At 68.4% G+C, this 16,841-nt stretch carries 28 protein-coding genes and 6 other RNA genes; 32 read left to right on the forward strand and 2 right to left on the reverse strand.

The window, feature by feature from the left end; translation table 11 throughout:
• Nucleotides 1–35: 35 nt before the first annotated feature.
• The gene (locus CYQ11_RS30375; protein WP_243469284.1) at nucleotides 36–650 is read right to left on the reverse strand and encodes a terminase large subunit domain-containing protein; all 615 of its coding nucleotides are present in this window, start codon (nucleotides 648–650) and stop codon (nucleotides 36–38) included.
• Between the two features lie 17 nt (nucleotides 651–667).
• Nucleotides 668–1,084 (reverse strand): phage terminase small subunit, encoded by a 417-nt coding sequence (locus CYQ11_RS19845; protein WP_243469285.1) that lies wholly within the window; start codon nucleotides 1,082–1,084, stop codon nucleotides 668–670.
• Between the two features lie 701 nt (nucleotides 1,085–1,785).
• On the opposite strand from CYQ11_RS19845, the gene CYQ11_RS19855 reads away from it, so the two are divergent.
• The 32 genes from CYQ11_RS19855 to CYQ11_RS20005 all read left to right on the forward strand — a co-directional run bounded on the left by CYQ11_RS19855 (nucleotide 1,786) and on the right by CYQ11_RS20005 (nucleotide 16,648).
• The gene (locus CYQ11_RS19855; RefSeq protein ID WP_146104712.1) at nucleotides 1,786–2,751 is read left to right on the forward strand and encodes a helix-turn-helix domain-containing protein; all 966 of its coding nucleotides are present in this window, start codon (nucleotides 1,786–1,788) and stop codon (nucleotides 2,749–2,751) included.
• A 28-nt stretch (nucleotides 2,752–2,779) separates the two neighbouring features.
• Nucleotides 2,780–3,589 carry a hypothetical protein gene (locus CYQ11_RS19860; protein WP_104651052.1) on the forward strand — a complete coding sequence of 270 codons (810 nt, stop codon included), beginning with the start codon at nucleotides 2,780–2,782 and terminating at the stop codon, nucleotides 3,587–3,589.
• 74 nt (nucleotides 3,590–3,663) lie between these two features.
• Entirely contained in the window at nucleotides 3,664–4,104 is a 441-nt protein-coding gene (locus CYQ11_RS19865; RefSeq protein WP_146104713.1) for a hypothetical protein, read from the forward strand.
• 1,305 nt (nucleotides 4,105–5,409) lie between these two features.
• Nucleotides 5,410–5,661 carry a hypothetical protein gene (locus CYQ11_RS19870; RefSeq protein WP_104651054.1) on the forward strand — a complete coding sequence of 84 codons (252 nt, stop codon included), beginning with the start codon at nucleotides 5,410–5,412 and terminating at the stop codon, nucleotides 5,659–5,661.
• Nucleotides 5,661–5,724, forward strand: an RNA gene (locus CYQ11_RS19875) — hammerhead ribozyme type II. The genes CYQ11_RS19870 and CYQ11_RS19875 overlap by 1 nt, the downstream gene beginning before the upstream one ends.
• A 20-nt stretch (nucleotides 5,725–5,744) precedes the next feature.
• Complete coding sequence (locus CYQ11_RS19880; protein WP_104651055.1) at nucleotides 5,745–6,551, forward strand: adenine nucleotide alpha hydrolase family protein; 807 nt, start codon at nucleotides 5,745–5,747, stop codon at nucleotides 6,549–6,551.
• A 15-nt stretch (nucleotides 6,552–6,566) separates the two neighbouring features.
• An RNA gene (locus CYQ11_RS19885) (hammerhead ribozyme type II) lies at nucleotides 6,567–6,633 on the forward strand.
• Nucleotides 6,634–6,652: 19 nt separating this feature from the next.
• Nucleotides 6,653–7,042 carry a hypothetical protein gene (locus CYQ11_RS19890; protein WP_104651056.1) on the forward strand — a complete coding sequence of 130 codons (390 nt, stop codon included), beginning with the start codon at nucleotides 6,653–6,655 and terminating at the stop codon, nucleotides 7,040–7,042.
• Nucleotides 7,043–7,049: 7 nt separating this feature from the next.
• An RNA gene (locus tag CYQ11_RS19895) (hammerhead ribozyme type II) lies at nucleotides 7,050–7,136 on the forward strand.
• A gap of 19 nt (nucleotides 7,137–7,155) precedes the next feature.
• Nucleotides 7,156–7,902 carry a DUF2786 domain-containing protein gene (locus CYQ11_RS19900; protein ID WP_104651057.1) on the forward strand — a complete coding sequence of 249 codons (747 nt, stop codon included), beginning with the start codon at nucleotides 7,156–7,158 and terminating at the stop codon, nucleotides 7,900–7,902.
• Between the two features lie 4 nt (nucleotides 7,903–7,906).
• Complete coding sequence (locus CYQ11_RS19905) at nucleotides 7,907–8,107, forward strand: hypothetical protein (protein ID WP_104651058.1); 201 nt, start codon at nucleotides 7,907–7,909, stop codon at nucleotides 8,105–8,107.
• Nucleotides 8,108–8,133: 26 nt separating this feature from the next.
• Nucleotides 8,134–8,385 (forward strand): hypothetical protein, encoded by a 252-nt coding sequence (locus CYQ11_RS19910; RefSeq protein ID WP_104651059.1) that lies wholly within the window; start codon nucleotides 8,134–8,136, stop codon nucleotides 8,383–8,385.
• Entirely contained in the window at nucleotides 8,382–8,777 is a 396-nt protein-coding gene (locus CYQ11_RS19915; RefSeq protein WP_104651060.1) for a hypothetical protein, read from the forward strand. Before CYQ11_RS19910 ends, CYQ11_RS19915 begins: the two co-directional genes overlap by 4 nt.
• 9 nt (nucleotides 8,778–8,786) lie before the next feature.
• An RNA gene (locus CYQ11_RS19920) (hammerhead ribozyme type II) lies at nucleotides 8,787–8,851 on the forward strand.
• Between the two features lie 18 nt (nucleotides 8,852–8,869).
• On the forward strand, nucleotides 8,870–9,421 hold the full coding sequence (locus CYQ11_RS19925; RefSeq protein WP_104651061.1) for an antirestriction protein ArdA: 552 nt from the start codon (nucleotides 8,870–8,872) through the stop codon (nucleotides 9,419–9,421).
• Nucleotides 9,402–9,746, forward strand: coding sequence for a hypothetical protein (locus tag CYQ11_RS19930; protein ID WP_146104715.1), 345 nt, complete (start codon nucleotides 9,402–9,404; stop codon nucleotides 9,744–9,746). The genes CYQ11_RS19925 and CYQ11_RS19930 overlap by 20 nt, the downstream gene beginning before the upstream one ends.
• A gap of 60 nt (nucleotides 9,747–9,806) precedes the next feature.
• Nucleotides 9,807–9,876: hammerhead ribozyme type II (locus CYQ11_RS19935), an RNA gene on the forward strand.
• Nucleotides 9,877–9,899: 23 nt separating this feature from the next.
• Entirely contained in the window at nucleotides 9,900–10,163 is a 264-nt protein-coding gene (locus CYQ11_RS19940; protein WP_146104716.1) for a hypothetical protein, read from the forward strand.
• Nucleotides 10,157–10,405 (forward strand): hypothetical protein, encoded by a 249-nt coding sequence (locus CYQ11_RS19945; RefSeq protein ID WP_104651064.1) that lies wholly within the window; start codon nucleotides 10,157–10,159, stop codon nucleotides 10,403–10,405. Before CYQ11_RS19940 ends, CYQ11_RS19945 begins: the two co-directional genes overlap by 7 nt.
• Before the next feature lie 46 nt (nucleotides 10,406–10,451).
• Nucleotides 10,452–10,628, forward strand: a complete 177-nt coding sequence (locus CYQ11_RS29645; protein WP_181143716.1) for a hypothetical protein — start codon at nucleotides 10,452–10,454, stop codon at nucleotides 10,626–10,628.
• Nucleotides 10,625–11,875: a DNA cytosine methyltransferase gene (locus CYQ11_RS19950; RefSeq protein WP_104651065.1), complete on the forward strand. Its 1,251-nt coding sequence runs from the start codon at nucleotides 10,625–10,627 to the stop codon at nucleotides 11,873–11,875. Before CYQ11_RS29645 ends, CYQ11_RS19950 begins: the two co-directional genes overlap by 4 nt.
• Nucleotides 11,875–12,066 carry a hypothetical protein gene (locus tag CYQ11_RS19955; protein ID WP_104651066.1) on the forward strand — a complete coding sequence of 64 codons (192 nt, stop codon included), beginning with the start codon at nucleotides 11,875–11,877 and terminating at the stop codon, nucleotides 12,064–12,066. Before CYQ11_RS19950 ends, CYQ11_RS19955 begins: the two co-directional genes overlap by 1 nt.
• Before the next feature lie 11 nt (nucleotides 12,067–12,077).
• Nucleotides 12,078–12,401 (forward strand): hypothetical protein, encoded by a 324-nt coding sequence (locus CYQ11_RS19960; RefSeq protein WP_104651067.1) that lies wholly within the window; start codon nucleotides 12,078–12,080, stop codon nucleotides 12,399–12,401.
• Nucleotides 12,402–12,416: 15 nt separating this feature from the next.
• Nucleotides 12,417–12,480, forward strand: an RNA gene (locus CYQ11_RS19965) — hammerhead ribozyme type II.
• An 18-nt stretch (nucleotides 12,481–12,498) separates the two neighbouring features.
• Nucleotides 12,499–13,119, forward strand: coding sequence for a hypothetical protein (locus CYQ11_RS19970; protein ID WP_104651068.1), 621 nt, complete (start codon nucleotides 12,499–12,501; stop codon nucleotides 13,117–13,119).
• 15 nt (nucleotides 13,120–13,134) lie between these two features.
• The gene (locus tag CYQ11_RS19975; RefSeq protein ID WP_104651069.1) at nucleotides 13,135–13,707 is read left to right on the forward strand and encodes a deoxynucleotide monophosphate kinase family protein; all 573 of its coding nucleotides are present in this window, start codon (nucleotides 13,135–13,137) and stop codon (nucleotides 13,705–13,707) included.
• A gap of 56 nt (nucleotides 13,708–13,763) precedes the next feature.
• Nucleotides 13,764–14,213: a hypothetical protein gene (locus CYQ11_RS19980; RefSeq protein ID WP_104651070.1), complete on the forward strand. Its 450-nt coding sequence runs from the start codon at nucleotides 13,764–13,766 to the stop codon at nucleotides 14,211–14,213.
• Complete coding sequence (locus tag CYQ11_RS19985; RefSeq protein WP_104651071.1) at nucleotides 14,210–14,638, forward strand: hypothetical protein; 429 nt, start codon at nucleotides 14,210–14,212, stop codon at nucleotides 14,636–14,638. The genes CYQ11_RS19980 and CYQ11_RS19985 overlap by 4 nt, the downstream gene beginning before the upstream one ends.
• A gap of 15 nt (nucleotides 14,639–14,653) precedes the next feature.
• On the forward strand, nucleotides 14,654–14,890 hold the full coding sequence (locus CYQ11_RS19990; protein WP_104651072.1) for a hypothetical protein: 237 nt from the start codon (nucleotides 14,654–14,656) through the stop codon (nucleotides 14,888–14,890).
• The gene (locus CYQ11_RS19995) at nucleotides 14,887–15,147 is read left to right on the forward strand and encodes a hypothetical protein (RefSeq protein ID WP_104651073.1); all 261 of its coding nucleotides are present in this window, start codon (nucleotides 14,887–14,889) and stop codon (nucleotides 15,145–15,147) included. The genes CYQ11_RS19990 and CYQ11_RS19995 overlap by 4 nt, the downstream gene beginning before the upstream one ends.
• A complete protein-coding gene (locus CYQ11_RS20000; protein ID WP_104651074.1) occupies nucleotides 15,144–15,323 on the forward strand; it encodes a helix-turn-helix domain-containing protein in 180 nt (59 codons plus the stop codon). The genes CYQ11_RS19995 and CYQ11_RS20000 overlap by 4 nt, the downstream gene beginning before the upstream one ends.
• A gap of 44 nt (nucleotides 15,324–15,367) precedes the next feature.
• Nucleotides 15,368–16,648 (forward strand): tyrosine-type recombinase/integrase, encoded by a 1,281-nt coding sequence (locus CYQ11_RS20005; RefSeq protein ID WP_104651075.1) that lies wholly within the window; start codon nucleotides 15,368–15,370, stop codon nucleotides 16,646–16,648.
• Nucleotides 16,649–16,841 lie beyond the last annotated feature (193 nt).

A 16,841-nucleotide genomic window follows, 5' to 3' on the forward strand; every position in this document is an offset into this window, starting at 1 on the left:
GGTCGCCGCCATTGCCGGTGACCCAGTGGTGCGTTTCATTGAGAACGGTGAACGTGGACTAAGGAGCGCGCGCCTTCGAGGGCGCGGTAGCTGCTTGTCACCGCCTCAAGTCGCTGGCGTCCGCCGTGGGCTCGAATCAATTCGGCGCCGGCCTTGATGCCGTACGTCTCGATGAGCTTGTCGCTCATGAGGCTCGGCATCAGCGTCATGGTGTTGCGGGTCTGGTCGCGGCTGACGGCCGCGATCTGCACCCACGCCTGGGGATGCGGCACGCCCACCGGCCGGCCGTCCTCGTCCCAGTGCGAGAAGCGGCTCGGGCCGACGAACTCGACCAGGGCCACGACCGCCAACAGCGGGTCCTTGCCCCAGCCCTTGAGCCGCTGCAACACGCCCTTGCGGTAGACGAAGCGGCCGGTGTCGTCGACCGCGTACCACCAGAGCACCCAGCGCAGTTGCTCGCGGGTGAATCGCCAGGGGCCGCCGTCCTCGCTCTTGAGGTACTCGGCAGCCCAGCCGGCCACCTGCCAGCCGATGGTGTGCTCGGGGAGCGTCCACGATCCGTCCGGCTCCCGCAGCCACGTGGGCCCGAGGAAGCTCGGTTCGAGGGCGTCGATCTCTTCCTCGGTCAGTGCGGCGGGAGCCTTCGGCATGCGGCTCACCCCCGGCGTTACTCGGCGAGTCCGAGGTCCTTCTTGTAGTCGGCGATGGCGAGCACCGCGGCCGACTGGACCTCGGGCTCCGGCTCGTGCAGCTCGATGCGCACCCGGCGCCGGTCACCCTCGGACACGAGGAGGCGCTCGAAAGCGGAGTAGATCGTCTGGAGCATCTGGCCGCTCCGTTTACCGGCGTTCTTGTAATGGCTCAGGTCTTCGCACAGAGAAAAGGCGAAGGCCCAGTCGGAATTCTGGTAGAAGTCCGACTGGCCGGAACTCCTCAGGGAGTCCCACAGGCGCTGGGCGATCGGATGCCAGTCGGGGTCGCCGTCCGGGATTTCCACTTCCCGCATGACGCCCTTGGTGACGGGCTGGATATCGCTGCCCTTGCGCTCGCGCGGACGGGCGAGGTCCGCCTCTCGATTGGGCACGGGGCCGGGCACTCGCCACCTCCTTACAGCAGGCCGGGATGATCCTCGGTCCTACGGAAACGCCGGTCGTTGCGGCGCCTGGCGGCTGCCTGCGCGGCGGCCCCTTCTCTGGACGACTTGACCCGGTGATGCCACCCGCAGAGCGATTGAAGGTTGGCCTCTCGGTGGTCGTCACCCGGTCGGATGTGGTCCACGTCGGTGGCCGGCTCGGTGCAGCGCACGCCGTAGTGGTCCGTGGCGATGCACCGGTGGCCGTCTCTGGCCAGGACGCGGCGCCGTATCTGCGGCCAGTTCGGCGGCAGGCGAAGCCGTCTGTCAGACGTAGTCCAGGACACGAGCCTCCTACGTCAGGCCCGAAGGCAACGGCGAAGGGCTTCGGCAAGCGGCCCCCGGCAGGGGGCCAGCGGGAAGCGGCAACGGCGAAGGGGCTTCGAGGAGTTGGGCGCCTCCGGCGCCCCCAAGGGGAAGCCTCTACGACTTCAGCCTTCTACTCATATATACGGAGCTCGGGCCTGGATCTGGAAACGCCTCCAGCCGTGACGGCAGTCACACTCTTGCGATGCTCCGCTCGGAAAGCGAGTTCAAGTCTTGCATTCGAAGTGACACTCTTACTATGGTTCGTTCGACAACCCGTCAGACGCAACAGGCCCCGGAAGCGCGCCTACGCTCCCAGGGCCCCGACCTAGAGATGAGTCCTCTAGATGCGAGTGCATCGTAACCGGCACGACCGCGCCTTCGTCGTCGTGCCCAACGCCGCCGCCCGTCACGACCGGCTCTCGCTGGCCGCCGTCGGCCTGCTGGTCCGCCTGCTGTCCCTGCCGGACGGTACCGCCGTCACGATAGAGAAGATCACGGAGCAGGTCGACGAGGGCAAGACGGCCGTGGCCAAGGCGTTCAAGGCGCTAGAGGAGGCGGGCTACCTTCGCCGCCAGCGCTCCCAGGACCGCGACACCGGCCGCTGGTACACCCAGACCCACGTCTCCGACATCCCGATGACCCACATCCCGGCGGTCGGTGAGCCGGAGGTCCGGAGCGTCGGCGATCTCCCCAAGGGGGAAAAGCACCAGGTAAAGAACCTCCTCCCGAAGCCCTCTCCGAAGAGCGACGGCCAGCGGCCGGACGCGGCCGGCACCGAGGAGGAGGAGATCAAGTCCCAGGACGAGCAGGCCCAGGCCGCCCCGGCTGACGCCGAGACCGGCCGGGCCGCTGCGGTCCTCGCCAAGCTCGGCGACAACGACCGCCGCCTCGGGCTTGGCACCGCGGATGTCCTCCGCCTGGCCCCGCTCGCCGCCGAGTGGCTCGCCGAGGGCCACAGCCAGGCGAAGCTCCTCGCGGTCCTGACCGCCCGGCTGCCGGAGCGGATCGACTCCCCGGCCGCGCTGGTCGCCTACCGCCTCAAGACCCACCGCCCGGCCCATCCCGCGCCGTCCACGCCGAAGCCCGCCCCGGCGCCGGACACCCGCGCCCGCTGCCAGCAGTGCGACGCCCCGTTCCCCGCCGGAGTTATCCACAGCCTGTGCAAGACGTGCACCGCCGAGGCCCGGCGTGACCAGGCCGCGACCGTCGGCGGCGACGCGGCGGGACTGCTCTCCGCCATCCGCCAGCGCCGCGAGTCCGGCGCCTTCGCCAAGGGTGCCAAGTCCCGGTTCATCCCGGCCGCCGCCTGATCCGCCGACGCACAGAGAGCTCACGCACATGCATTCGATGCACATGCCCTGGTACGCCCGCGTCGTCTTCACCGCTGGCAGGCCGTTCGTCCTCGTGGCAGCCCTGGTGATGTCCGTGCCCGGCGAGATCCGGATGGCACAGATCGCCGGGTGGCACGGCTGGGTCACCTGGCTGATGCCGGTGTCCGTGTCCGTCTACGCCGGTTGCGCCGCCGTCATCTCCGAGGTCCGTCGCCGTGCCAAGGGGCCCGGCCGCACCACTGCCACCATCGGCGCCGGAGCGGCGCTCGGCCTGGCACTGGCAGCCCAGGTGATGGCACACCTGATCGACCAGGGGTACATGACCACCTCCGCCGTGCTGGTGGCCGGCGTCTCCTCGGTGCCGCCGCTGGTGGTGGCACACATGCTGCACATGGCAGCGACCCCGCCCGCCACCATGACCGCCGAGGAGCGGATGCGCGAGCTCCAGGAGGCGCTCGCCGAGGCCCTCGCCCACCTCGCCGACGCGATCGACCGCGAGGGGCGGGAGCTGGTGTCCAAGGCGCACGGCGTGCGCAACGGCTACGAGGAGCTGGCCGAGGAGGCCGACGAGTTGGCAGACGAGGCGGACGAGACCGCTGATGAACTGGCAGGCGAGCTGGCAGAGACCGGGCTGGCAGAGCGCCAGCCGCGACGGCGGAGCCGTGCCAGGAAGGCCGTGCCACTGGCAGTGGTCGAGGAGACCGTCGCCGCGATGCAGGCCGACGGTGTGAAGGTCAACGGCAAGGCACTGGCGAAGCGGCTCCAGTGCTCCGTCCGCTCCGGGTACCGCTACCTCAGCGAGATCCAGGCGGCATGACCTCGGTAGCGCCACCGCCGTGACAGGTGGTGGCGCTACCGTCATTGGCACAACACCACAGGAACGGAGACAGCGTGGGAGCCATCCAGCAACCCACCCGAGCGATGGGCCCGTACAGGGTCGAGATCCGGTCGGAGTCGTTCTACCTCACCCGCACCGCGGCCGAGCACTGCACCGCCCCCAGCCGGCACCAGGCCGTGGTGCCAGCGTCGGACCTGCGGCACCTGGCAGCGGCCTTTCGCCAGGTGCGCGGCCACAAAGCCTGGCGCGAGAAGGAGTGGGCCGACGGCGATCCGTCCGACACATCCTGGACGTTGCCGCCGGGCGGGGAGGGCGAGGCGCCGGCCGCCTCCTGGGAGGTCAGCCTCGACGGCGAGAAGCTCAGCATCCGGGGGCCGTGGATCGTGTACGCCGAGCCCGACCGAGGACTGCTCTCCACCGAGATTGCCTACCTCAACCTGGCGGACCTCGACGATGCGCTGAAGGCGCTCGACGGCGCGCCGGCCACATCCTGACCCAGGCCCTCGACGGGGCCGAGCATTCGCCCGCCTCGGTCTCCGTCGTTCCGGCCCTGCGGACTGAGCGACCTTGGAACCGTGGCAGAATCCGAGCGGCTAAGACGTGGCGGTCCGCGAATCGTTTCTCCGGGGGTCATACCCCCACCCCCTACCGGCCGGGTCGCCATGCCCTAGGGTCGCGCGTCGCACGCGGGCACACTCGCACCCCCACACCCCCTAGGGGGAACGCGCGCATGACCGGCCAGCAGGGCCCGGCAGGCCCGTCACAGGGCCACTCAGCGCGGCATCACATGGCCTCTGACCTGCGCTTATGTGGGCCGATTTGCAAGAGTGTGACTAGATGCGTAATGTTCTCCCCGTCGCCACCACGGGACGCCAGCCGCAAGACAGGGCAAACTACCTGAAGCGGCAAGCAAGTTGAGCGAACGTAAGAGTTGCGAACGCAAGGCCAGCCCGCTAGGGTTGGAACCAACGCCGAACCCGGGAAGCCGAGAACGGGCCGCAAGAGCGGCGCCGCCGGAAGGATGGGCAGGCGGGATCGCAACCCCGGATCGTAAGAGTTGCGAAACGCGGGACCGGCCCGATAGGGTCGGGCTCGACGCCAACCGGCCAGGCTGGAAGGCGCACAGATCTTGAGCTTGACGCTCACCCGGCCCCGCCCCTTCGGGGGAAGGATGTCGCAGCCGCCAGCAGGCGGTGTGGGTGAGTGCAGGGCATAGGTGGGCTCGAAGGGGCGCGTACGGAGGCGGGGCATCTCGCCGGTGATGGAAGCGCTTTGGAGATGACGCCGAACCCCTGGGGTACAGCCAACGTAACAGGCAGTGGCGCGGATTCTTCGTCCGCATGTCCCGCTCGTACGGCCTTGGTGAAGCCGCGAACCGCTCCGACTTGTCGGGGTAGGCGTGGTGGGGAACTGTCCACGGATGCCCGTGGGTGGTGGTGTCAGGGGAACCGTGCGGACTTCCGAGGTCAGGGCTCACCGTTCACTCGAACGGGCCGGAGAGATCCGGCCGGAACGAAGAGAAGCGGCCGGGGAAACTGGCCAGTCCTGCGGGTGGGGACGGTGAGCCCGGTGGTCGGAGTAATCCTGCCGCTGAACCCCGAGATGGACACCCGAGTTGAACTGTCCGGCCCGAACGGGCCGGGTGCCTTCCGGGCGCCGTTGGGCGTAGGTGCGAAGCCGCCGGAAGGTTCTAGGCGCCCCTATTGTAAGAGTGTAACTAGCCGGGGAGCGCTCACCGCCCGTCGCCCGACGGTGCGGCGCGAGGCCGGGCGCTGCCCGGCGAGACCTTGAGGAGAAACATGAACATCACCGTGACCGGCGTGACCCTGGCCAAGGCTGCCGCCCCCGCGATGAGCGCCGAGGAGACGATCGCCAACCTGACCGAGCGGAACTTCGAGCTCGGCCGGCTGCTGGACGCCGCCCGTGGCGAGATCGCCCGACGCGACCTGTGCGACGACATCTGGACGGTCGTCTTCGTCGGCCTGATCGAGCGGATCGAGGAGCTGGAGCTGATGACCGGCGCCCTGGACGTCGCGGTCTTCAAGGTCTGAGGCGAAACGCCCTTCGGGGCGTCCGCCCGGGGTGGTGCCCGGGTGCTGATGAGCCAGCCGCTCAATGCTGAAAGCGAGAGAACATGAGCCCCCGTACCTGTGACGTCGATGACGAGGTGCTGGCCGAGTATGCGGCCTACCTGGAGGACGACTACCGCTGTTGGCCGTCGTGGCAGACCTCCTGGAGCCGCCGGGGCGAGATCCCCACGCACGTCGAGGTGTTTACCTACACCGAGTACCCCCTGAACCTCATGGACAAGTCCAACTTCCGCACCGCGGCCACACTGATCCGGTGCGCGGCCGACGAGGACTGCGAGGGCACCGAGAATTCGGACGAGCAGGTCGTCCAGATCGACGGCTCGTCTATTCACTACGGCTCCGCCTACAGCCTGTACGTCCAGGTGTACGAGGGCGGCTGCGACGTGGAGTGCCCCGGCACCCACACCGAGGAGTGCGAGCCGGGCTGTGAGCCCGACGTCGACTTCTGCTTCGGCGACGCCTGTGAGGGCGACTGCAAAGGCACCCGCACTTACACCAAGGCGTTCCGCGAGGCCGTCTCCCTGGCCGAGTACGTGAAGCACGGCTACCCGTTCCTCGATGAAGACGACCACTCCGAGCTGGAGTCCGAGGTGTTCGAGGAGAACCTCCAAGAGGCCCTTGACGAGGCGCGCAAGGCGTACGACCTGGACACCGACGAGGACCGCGAGGCCATCGTCGAGCACGCCAGCGAGGACCTGTACGACCTGAAGTACGAGGGATCGGACGGCGAGGTGTCCTGGATCAGGACGGCCGAGGTGTACGCCGAGCACCGCGACCAGTACTTCCTCGGTCTGGCTCGGGAGATCCTGCGGGGTGCCATCCCGGGCCAGATCGAACTGATCGCGGCCTGATTGTAAGAGTGTAACTAGCGAAACGCCCCCTCCGGGGGCGTCGCCCCGGGGTGGTGCCCGGGGCCTGACGAGCCAGCCGCTCACATCGAAACGAGGTCCCCATGATGAAGACCCTGCGCAAGCTCAACCCCTGGGCCAACCGCCGCGCCGAGCGAGAGGCATGGGCGCGCACCTTCACCTATGCGAGCGAGACGATCCACAAGCTTGACCACGAAGTGGCCGTGCTGCGCTCGGCCGTGGACGAGTTCGCGGACGTGTTCAACGACGGCATGCTCGCCTCCATGGTCGGCGGCAAGTTCACCTGCGGTGAGGCCGATTCGCTGGTCCGCTTCTTCGCCCGGGTCGGCCGCCAGGAGGTCGCCGAGCTGTGGCTGGAGTGCCACGCCGAAGACGACGACGAGGGCGACCTCCACAAGACCTTCGACGACGAGGACACCCCGGACGGGACCGTCGTCGACCTTGGCGAGTACCTCCTCGAACTGGCCGCGTGAGGCCACACGGCGAAACGCACACGCCTGCCCGCGAGGTGGCCGGCGTGTGCGTCGCGGGGGAGTGGTGTCCCCCTCCTGACGATGCCAGCCGCATCACGATCCACGAGGTGCACATGAACAGCCAGAACAACCCCATGCTCGCCAAGGTCCGGGCGATCCTGGCCAAGGCCGAAGACCCCGCGGCCTCCCCCGAGGAGGCCCAGGCGTACTTCGCCAAGGCCGCCGCGCTGATGGCGAAGTACGGGATCGAGCGGGCCATGCTCGCTGACGCCAAGCCGGAGACCGACCGGCCCACCACGCGGGTCATCGTCGAGAGCGGCTCCTACGTGCTCGACCGCGTGAACCTGCTGATGTCGATCAACGAGGCACTCGGCGGACAGTCCGTCCGCTGGCGCACCTGGGACACGACCGCCCGCCGGTACGTCCAGAAGGTCGAGCTCCACGGCTACGAGTCGACGCTCGACCGCGTCGAGATGCTCTACACGTCCCTCATGCTCCAGGCCCTGAACGGCATGAAGCACGGCACGCCCGGCATGGGCGAGTCCACCACCGCCTACCGCAAGACCTGGCTCGCCGGGTTCCGCAGCGCGGTGTACCGGCGCCTGACCGACTCCGAGCGCCAGGCCGCAGCCGAGGCCGACCTTGCGCTCCCGGCCGGCAGTCGCTCGGCCGAGCTCGTGCTCAGCTCCCGCGACGACGCGATCCGCGCCCTCTTCAAGGCCGCGCACCCGAAGGTTCGCACCCCCGCGAAGCGGCGCCTGACCGGCTCCGGCTGGAACGCGGGCAACGCGGCGGGCAAGCGCGCCAACCTCGGAGACAACCACCTCGCCAACGCCCGCCGCACCGCCCTGGCCGCGTGATCCCGTGATCCGCCGCCACCGCCGATTCCTCCTCGCCCTCGCCGCCGGGGCCCTCCTTCTGGGAGCCCCCATCCAGCACGGCTACGACGCTCGGCACCACGCCCACGCGACCGTCACCGACTTCAACGACGGCTTTGCCGACTCCAAGCGCGACGACTGCGAGCACGGCTTCGCCGCCGCCTGCCAGTGGCTCGAAGCCCGCTGACCACCCACCCCCGAAAGGCAGTTCACATGGATCAGATCAAGACCCTCGCCCGCGAAGTCCTCGCGATACACCGCGAGGTGGAGGAGTGGCGGGAGGACCACGACCCGGGCTCGCAGGAGTGGTACACCCTGGTCAACCTCGCCGACGTGGCGGCCCGGCTCATCTTCGCCCTGCCCGTCGAGATGCTCCCCGAGGAGGAGGTCCGCACGCCGAACCCCCGCGAGTACCAGGTGCTCGACGAGCTCATGACCGCACTCAACGAGGCGGGCAACCGATGAGCTGGAAGTACGAGGTGCTCGTCTGCGCGGCGCCGGACAACCACGACGACTCGTGCGACCTGTGGACCCCGGGCGACACCTTCTTCGACTACGGGTTCCGTGACGCCTTCAAGGCCGCAGCCACCCAGGCCCACGCCATCGTCCGCACGGTCAGCCCGCACAACGGCAAGACCCGCACCGCCTTCCACCACATCGAAGGTGGCGGCCTGTGCGAATGGTGCGGCCCGGCGACCGGCCGCCGAGGCCCGTGGATGCGCACACCCGCCGAAGAGCGGTTCATGTGCGAGCCCTGCGTGACCGACGCCCAGAACTCCATGGACGCCCTGCACAAGGCGAACGGCTGGTCGCGCAGCCGCTCGTACTGGCCGGTCCTGGAGAAGGCCGAGAGGTAGATCCCGACAAGGCGAAACCCCTGAAAGGGGGTCGCGGGGGAGTGGTGTCCCCCGCCTGACGAAGCCAGCCCTACATCGAACTGTGAGGACACATGCCCGCGACCCTGACCGACATCGACGCCCCGCGCGTTTGGATCGGCTGCCTGGCCTGCTACAACGCCGGCTATCTGACCGGCGACTGGCACGACGCCGACGTGGCCGACCTGGTCACCCCCGAGGACCTGCACTCCAAGGCGACCGACCACGAGGAGCTGTGGGTCATGGACCACGAGAACTTCCTCGGCTTGATCGAGGGCGAGTGCTCCCCGGCCCACGCGGCCGAGATGGCCGAGCTCCTCGCCGAGATCCCCCCGTACGAGCGTCAGCCCTTCGCGATCTGGTTCAGCGTCTACGCCGACGACAACGCCGACCGGGCCGGGCTCGTCGACGAGTTCCGCGACGCGTTCTGCGGTGAGTGGCGGTCCGAGGCCGACTACGCCCAGGAGCAGGCCGAGGAGCAGATGGACGAGGAGCGCAAGAAGCTCCTGACCCAGTGGCCGTTCACCGACATCGACTGGGAGCGCGCATCCCACCACCTGTTCACCGGCGGCTACTCCGCCGAGGACGCCCCCGGAGGCGGCATCTATGTCTTCTACATCGGCTGACTGGCGGCCTGCCTGCCTGGAGTGCGGCGACGTGCCCGAACTCCTCGACGAAGACCTCACCTGCGGCCCGTGCCGCATCCGCATCTACCTCAAGGGCCAGAGCATGAAGAAGACCGTCAAGTTCAGCATCGAGCGGACCACCGAGGCCGAGGTTGAGCTCGAACTGACCATCCCGGACGAGTTCCTCGACGAAGACGGCGAGATCAGCGACGAGGACGGCTTCTGTGAGTGGCTCAACGACAACCCGGGTGAGTGGGATCTGTCGGAGCCCTTCTTCGAGGAGATCCAGGACACCACGGTCCTCGAACTCCTCAACAGCTACTGAGTTAGCCGAACAACCACGGCACCCGTCCCCCGATCTGCCATGACTGCGGGACGGGCGCCGAGGCGAAACCCCGGTGGTGAGCCGGGGTCGGGGCGGGGTGGTGCCCGCCTCCTGACGATGCCAGCCGACATCAATCACTTCGAAGGATACGAGATGCTGCCCACCCTCATGCCGCCAACCGCGGAACCACCAGCCAACGTGGTCCGCTGCGTGGCGTGCGACGGTCCGATCCGCCACATCGAGCGCAAGCCGTACGAGTGCGCGCACTGCTCGCGCAACCTCTACCAGCACGACGGTCTGATCCGCCCCGGCTACCACTGGGAGATCACCGATGCCGGGTGGCTCATCAGCGTCGAAACGGTGGACGACGAGGACGACGACTATGACGAGACGGAAGAGGAGTTCCTCGGATGGTGAAGCCAACCTCTTACCGTCTCCACCTTCCCCTCGACTTCGAGACGGCCGCCGACGCGCTCGCCTGGTTCGACGAGGCCCAGCGTTCCGGCTTGATCCCGGCCGACGTCGACCTGTTCCACCCCGACGCCCTCGACACCGCCCAGCACGGCTTCACCGCCCGGGACCTCATCGTCCGGCGCTCCCGCGACCGGATGGCCTCCCTCGCCGTCCGCGCCGGCAAGGGGGTCCGCCGTGGCCGTTGAGTACGGGAAGTGCCCATGCGGATGCGGCAAGAGCCGACTCCTCAAGGTGCGCATACCGGCGATCACCGTCATCGTCGATCGCGACCGCTGGACCGAGGAGGACGGCACCGGGCCCGACAACGAGGCGGTACGCGCCTCCGTCATCGAGTACGTGTGCAGCAGCGTCGAGTGGCTGCCGATGTTCGACGCCACCGGGGCAACGATCAAGGTTGCTACCCGGTGAGCGCCACCGCGGCCGTCCTCCCCGACCTGGAGGAGCTGGTCGACTGGTCGATGGAGGAGCTCGAACAGCTCGCCGCCCCCTGGCCGGCACGGTGGCTCCTGCCGCCGAAGCCCGGCGATCCGGAGCGCGTCGTCTATCTCTTCGCCGGTCCGGGCGGACTCGAAGTCGGCACGCGGGACGTCCTCGGCCGCGAACTCGACATCATCGGTGTCGAGTTCAACAAGGACGCCGCCGCGACCGCGGTGAAGGCCGGGTTCCGGCGGATCGTCGCCGACGTGCGAACGCTCGACCCGAACCACCCCGCCCTGCGCTGGACCCGCGGCCTGATCGTCACCGCGCCGTGCCAGTGCTGGACGCCCGCAGGCAAGCGTGCCGGCCAGGACCCGCACAACCAGCAGATCCTTCTGGACATGTTCGCCTGCGCGTGGGAGGCCACCGTTGGCGTCTGGGAGGAAGGCCGCGAGTGCGGGCAGGACTGCCCGGAAGGCTGCGAGGACTGCTGGGACGGCTGGTCCGGCCCCATCTACGGCATCGACGAGGTCAGGGCCATGGCCAAGGACCTGACCGACGACCGGATCGGCCTCCTCGCCGAGGTGGTGATCTGGGGCCTCGCCCTGTCCGTCGCCTCGCCCGACTTCGGGTGGATCGCCATGGAGCAGTCCAGCGCCCTGCCGCAGGTCATCATCGACGGCATCCGCGAGGAGCTGAAGTGCGCCGACTGGCTGTCCGTGGACTTCCAGATTCTCGACGCCGTGGACTACGGACTGGCCAGCCGCCGGAAGCGCGTGTTCATGCTCGCCGCCCGGCACCGGTACTCCGTCGCCAGCACCCGCCCCGAGAGCCAGATCCCCACCACCACAGCGGCACAGGCCCTCGGCTGGCCGCCGGGCGTGCGGGTCAACACGAGAGGCACCAGAAAGACCGCTGGAGGCAATTGCTGGAGCGCGGACAAACCCGCGACCGCCATCACCAGCAAGATCCGAGGTTGGTACTGGGAGCACGACAAGGAGAGACGCTTCTCCCTCGACGAGGCCGCCCTCCTGGCCGGGTTCCGCCCCGGACATCCGTGGACCGGCTCTCGCTCGTCCTGCACCCAGCAGATCGGCGACGTCGTCGCGCCCCCGATGGGCGCCGTCGTCCTCGGGGCACTCCTCGGCATGGCCTGGGAGGCCCGGCTCCGTGAGTACCTCGCCGAGATCTACAACACCCGCCCGACCGTCCGAAGCGAACACGCGTTGGCAGCCTGATGACCACGAACACCACCGCGCCCGAGCCGGCCGTCCACCTCGCCTGTCCGTTCTGCAAGTCCACCCACATCACCCTGAACGTCCGCGAGTGGGCCGTCTGCGACACCTGCAAGCGCGGCGACATGTGGGGCCAGTTCATGATCTGCAACTGCTGGGGCTACGACTGCCCGGCGATCCTCAACTTCTCCTGAAAGAGAGCGACATGAGCAAGTACACCGACACTGTCACCCTGACCGACGGCACCACGCTGAAGATCCGCATCGAGCGCGGAATCGCTGGCACGGTCTTCCGCGAGGTCCCCAGCCGCCAGCGACCGGCCGGCAGCCTCATGCGGATCGGCACCGCGATGCACCTCGTCACCCGCAGCCACCTGACCCCCATCGTCCCTGACCGCTGGGCCAGCGCCGCCGACGACGCCGAGGGCGCCGAGATCGCCCTCGCCTTCTTCACCGAGAGCGCCGAGGCGTGCATCGAGCACGCGAGCGCCGAAGGCATCCCGGTCGAACAGTGCTACTCGATCACCTGATTGTAAGAGTGTGACCGGCGAAACCTCCGAAGGGAGGTCGTCGCGGGGTGGCGCCCGCGGCCTGACGAGCCAGCCACCAACAAGCAAGGAGACACACATGGCCAGCGACCTGCTGATCGAGCGCCTCGACAGCACCGACCCGCGCCACCGAGCGGCGGACCCCTGGACGACCACCTACGCGGTCACCGGCAGGCGGATCACCGGCACCGTCGAGGTCGCTCCCCGGTTCAACGCACACGGCTGGGAGTTCATGCCGACCGACCTGCACGTGGCCTACGGCTGGGACAAGTACAGCCGCCACGTGGGCACCCTCCACGTGAACGGCATCCAGCTCGAAGGCGCGCTGCACATGTCCACGAAGACGCCGCCCCGCTGGGCGCTGATCACGATCCGCCGCGTCACGGAGGGTTCGTACGGCGAAGCCCCTGACGCCACCCAGCGACGCAGCCGGGAGATCCTCCAGGCCGTGGTGCAGGCGCACGTCGAGGACGAGCAGCACGCCTACGAGAAGGCCGCCCAGTACGCGCGGCACCTGCGGGCTGGTCGCCTCCATGAGCTCCGCGCCAGCGAGCGCGAGGCCCTGCGGGCACTTCGTGAGGCCCAGGCTGCGGTTCGCACCGCGAGCGCCCGCATCGACGAGCTCGAAGAGAACTTCGACTGGGTCCTCGGCCTGCATGCACCCCAGCCCACCATCCCGGCCGTGCCGTTGGATGCCTGACCCCAGGAGACAGCAGTGACCACCGCGATCAAGATGCCCCGGCTCATCGGACTCTCCGGTCTCGCCCAGTCCGGCAAGGACTCCGCGGCTGGCTTCCTCGCCGATCAGGGCTGGAAGCGCCGCGCCTTCGCCGACCCGCTCCGCCAGATGCTGTACTCGCTCGACCCGCTCGTGCCCAGCCCGAACGGCGACTGGCCCATGCGCCTGCGGGCCGCCATCGACACGCTTGGCTGGGACAAGGCGAAGATCCAGATCCCCGAGGTCCGCGTGCTCCTCCAGCGCCTCGGCACGGATGCCGGCCGGGCCACCCTCGGCGAGACCGTGTGGGTCGACCAGATGTTCCGTCAGCGGGCCTCGTGGGGGCCGACCGTCATCACCGACTGCCGCTTTCCGAACGAGGCCGACGCGGTGAAGAAGCACGGCGGCCTGGTCGTCCAGATCGTCCGGCAGAACCAGAAGCTCATCCAGGACTCCGGTCACGTCAGCGAGCAGGCGCTCGCCGGATATCCCTTCGACGTCACGATCCTGAACAGCGGCACCCTGGCGGAGCTCGGCGACAGCATCCGCGCGGTTGCGGCACGAATGTAAGAGTTGATTCGACCGATCCATCGAGATAGTGTGACTAGCGAAGAAAGGGGTCCCCCTTGACCAGCACAAACACCCTCGTTCGCACCCCTGCGATCCTGGACCAACTGCCCATCGGTACGGAGGTCCAGGACTCGGACGGCGACAGCGGGACCAAGACCGCCGACGGCTTCACCGTCCCCGGCTGGAAGACCCCGTTGGACGCCGACTGGTTCAACTACCCCGTGACCGTCCTCAACCCGACGCCGGCCACCTCCAACCTCGTCGCTGACCTGTCCAGCGAGCTCAACCTGCACACCGTGCTCGAAGAGCTCCGACAGCTCCTCGACAAAGCCGAGGCGATGTACCAGCGCCAGGACGCCGCGATCGAGGCACTGGCCAGCCGGCCCGGTCTCAACACCGCCAAGATCGAGCGGCTCGAAGCCCGCTACGACCGCGAGGCCGCCCGGATGCTCGATGAGGTCCTCTCTGTCATCGAGACGCTCACCGACCGCCGGAGCGGCCCGTGAGGCTGACGCCCCGCAAGGAGGAAGTCTCCGCGATCAAGGCCGTCCTGGAGTCGCCCGACTTCGACAACGCCGACCAGATGGCCAAGGCGGTCATCAAGGAAGTCGGCGAGGTCCTCCAGATGCGCGATTGGTACGCCCTCGTCCACACCTGGAAGGACGGCAGCCGCGGCCTGAACTTCGGTCCCTTCGCCAACGAGGCCGAGATCAAGACCTTCGCCTCGAAGATCGCCATCGGGGGCACGGGCAAGGTCGTCAAGCTCTACAGCCCCGGCGTCATGCTCGCCAATGTGAACGGCAAGAAGGGCTGGACCGGCTACTGCCAGGACCCCGACTGCGGCCACGCCCCCGCCAACCACTCTGCCGTGAGCGCCGCTCGCGGTGCCTGCCACATCCCCACCTGCCCCTGCGGGCAGTTCCGAAAGTAGACGGAGGAACCGGCTATGACGGCAAAGACCGTCGACTTCAGGGCCTGCCCGTGCGGGTCGAAGCGCGCCTACGAAGACCCCCGAGATGCCGCCAAGGCGCTCGGCAAGGCCCAGGCCAAGCGCTCCAGGATCGCCGACCGCCGGGGCACCGGCCGAGGCATCCGCCACGAGAGCCGCACCTACCAGTGCGACTACGGCATGTACCACCTCACCTCCCAGTCCCGCACCCAGTACCTGGGGGTCGCCGCTTGAGCCCCACCGAGGCCGCCCTGGCCAACGGCTGGAGTTGGGTCCTTGGGGTCAGTGGCGAACAGACCTGCTGCTACCCGGCCGGCACCACGCTGCCGCCGGAGACCGCCGAGGAAGCCCTCGCAGAGATCGCCTGGCGGCTCGGCCTCGCGCGGCCCGACGTGGAGCAGATCCTCGACCGGATCGACCAGCTCCGCCGCGACTACCGCACCGCTCTCCGCGCCGCCGTCCTCATCACCCACGGCCCGGACGCCGGATGAAGGGCGGCAGTAACAGCCTCCTCACCCCGGCCGAAGTCGCCGACTGGCTCAAGGTCAGCGAGATCACCGTCAAGAACAAGTACCGAACCTGGGGCCTTCCAGCACAGAAGGTCGGCAGGCTGCTGCGCTTTCGCGAGCGCGACATCGTGACCTACCTCGACAGCAGATACGGGTAGCTCCAAGCAGGCCGCACCGCCCCACCGACACAGAAAGGGGCCACGTGGCCACCGTCTTTCAGCCCTGCAAAGAAGAAGAGCAGGATCGTTTCTATCCCTGCACGAAGGCCCGCTGCGGCCACAAGTGGCTCGTCCGCTACCGGGAGCCGGGCGGCCGGTCCGGGAGACAGCGCGAGAAGAGCTTCGCCAAGAAGACCGGGCCCGACGGCGCTGACGCCTTCGCCAGCAAGGTCGAGCACGACAAGGGCATGGGCGTCTACCTCGACCCCCAGCGGGGCGCCATCACCCTCCGGGCCTACGCCAAGGAGTGGCTGGAGCGGCAGATCCTCGCGGAGGGCACCTTCCGGAACTACGAAGGCTTCATCCGAAACCACCTGATACCGCACCTCGGGCGCAAGACCCTGGCCGGCCTCGCCCAGAGCGACTTCGAGCGGTTCGTCGCCACCCTCCACCGCAAGGGCGAGGGCATGGCCGCCTCGACGATCAACGACCGCATGAACATCCCGATCGCGATGCTCGAAGCGGCGATCGTCGAGAAGCGCATCTCCGAGAACCCGGCCAAGGGCGTCAAGATCCCCCGGACGAGCAGTATCGCCGTCGACGAGGACGAGATCCCCACCCTCGAAGAAGTCGATCTCCTCGGCAAGCACATCTCCCCGCAGTACCGCCTGACGGTCTACCTCATGGCGGGGGCCGGGCTACGGCCAAGCGAAGCTCTCGCCTTCGCCTGTGAATGCCGCCGCACCGAGTTCATTCGAATCCGCTGGCAGGTCAGCGCGAAGGCGAGCCGCGGCGACAGCCGAACCAGGTTCGTTCCGCTGAAGCACCGCGCGGAAGGCGAGTACCGGGATATCCCGATCGCCCCGTTCCTGGACGAGGAGATCGACGCCCACGAGGAGCAGTGGGCGCCCATCCCGGTCGCCTTCAAGGACAAGGCTGGTAAGGACAGGGAGCTCGAAGTCTTCTTCGCCCCGCGCGAGCGGGGCAAGGGCACCATGCCCACGGCCAACACCTTCGGCTACCACTTCAAGAAGGCATGCATCGCGGCCGGGCTCGTCGACTCGAACGGCAAGCCGAAGTACACCCCGCACGCTCTGCGACATTTCTTCGCCTCGACCGCCCTCGCGAACGGAATTCCTATCCACGAGGTCTCCCGATGGCTCGGACACAAGTCCATCAAGATCACCGTGGACACCTACGGACACCTCGTCCCGGGTGCCTGGCACCGCTGCCGCGAGGTCATGCAGGCCGCCATGCGGCCGGTACCGTTGGACCTGGATCGGCCGGCACCCGGCGGTGCCGACGACTACGGCCCTGCCGCGTAGCTGTGCTGACCTGTTCCGACGGTGCTGATTCCGTGCTGACTTGGACCCTCAGAATTGACGTTTCTGCAGGTCACAGCGTTGTGGTGGAAGTTCCGCTTCAACGTGTGATGAGTGACATAGCACGCCACTCCTGATCTGGCAAACGCGCAGGTCAGAGGGGGTCCCTCCCTTCGGGGGTGGACCCCCTTTTCAT

Origin of the sequence: Streptomyces cinnamoneus (genome assembly GCF_002939475.1) — a bacterium.
GTDB classification, from domain to species: Bacteria; Actinomycetota; Actinomycetes; order Streptomycetales; family Streptomycetaceae; genus Streptomyces; species Streptomyces cinnamoneus_A.

Coding starts and splice junctions, on each gene's coding strand:
- CYQ11_RS30375 (WP_243469284.1), bottom strand. CDS start 650: ATGCCGAAGGCTCCCGCCGCACTGACCGAGGAAGAGATCGACGCCCTC.
- CYQ11_RS19855 (WP_146104712.1), top strand. CDS start 1,786: ATGCGAGTGCATCGTAACCGGCACGACCGCGCCTTCGTCGTCGTGCCC.
- CYQ11_RS19860 (WP_104651052.1), top strand. CDS start 2,780: ATGCATTCGATGCACATGCCCTGGTACGCCCGCGTCGTCTTCACCGCT.
- CYQ11_RS19870 (WP_104651054.1), top strand. CDS start 5,410: ATGAACATCACCGTGACCGGCGTGACCCTGGCCAAGGCTGCCGCCCCC.
- CYQ11_RS19880 (WP_104651055.1), top strand. CDS start 5,745: ATGAGCCCCCGTACCTGTGACGTCGATGACGAGGTGCTGGCCGAGTAT.
- CYQ11_RS19890 (WP_104651056.1), top strand. CDS start 6,653: ATGATGAAGACCCTGCGCAAGCTCAACCCCTGGGCCAACCGCCGCGCC.
- CYQ11_RS19900 (WP_104651057.1), top strand. CDS start 7,156: ATGAACAGCCAGAACAACCCCATGCTCGCCAAGGTCCGGGCGATCCTG.
- CYQ11_RS19910 (WP_104651059.1), top strand. CDS start 8,134: ATGGATCAGATCAAGACCCTCGCCCGCGAAGTCCTCGCGATACACCGC.
- CYQ11_RS19915 (WP_104651060.1), top strand. CDS start 8,382: ATGAGCTGGAAGTACGAGGTGCTCGTCTGCGCGGCGCCGGACAACCAC.
- CYQ11_RS19925 (WP_104651061.1), top strand. CDS start 8,870: ATGCCCGCGACCCTGACCGACATCGACGCCCCGCGCGTTTGGATCGGC.
- CYQ11_RS19930 (WP_146104715.1), top strand. CDS start 9,402: ATGTCTTCTACATCGGCTGACTGGCGGCCTGCCTGCCTGGAGTGCGGC.
- CYQ11_RS19940 (WP_146104716.1), top strand. CDS start 9,900: ATGCTGCCCACCCTCATGCCGCCAACCGCGGAACCACCAGCCAACGTG.
- CYQ11_RS19945 (WP_104651064.1), top strand. CDS start 10,157: ATGGTGAAGCCAACCTCTTACCGTCTCCACCTTCCCCTCGACTTCGAG.
- CYQ11_RS19955 (WP_104651066.1), top strand. CDS start 11,875: ATGACCACGAACACCACCGCGCCCGAGCCGGCCGTCCACCTCGCCTGT.
- CYQ11_RS19960 (WP_104651067.1), top strand. CDS start 12,078: ATGAGCAAGTACACCGACACTGTCACCCTGACCGACGGCACCACGCTG.
- CYQ11_RS19970 (WP_104651068.1), top strand. CDS start 12,499: ATGGCCAGCGACCTGCTGATCGAGCGCCTCGACAGCACCGACCCGCGC.
- CYQ11_RS19990 (WP_104651072.1), top strand. CDS start 14,654: ATGACGGCAAAGACCGTCGACTTCAGGGCCTGCCCGTGCGGGTCGAAG.
- CYQ11_RS20000 (WP_104651074.1), top strand. CDS start 15,144: ATGAAGGGCGGCAGTAACAGCCTCCTCACCCCGGCCGAAGTCGCCGAC.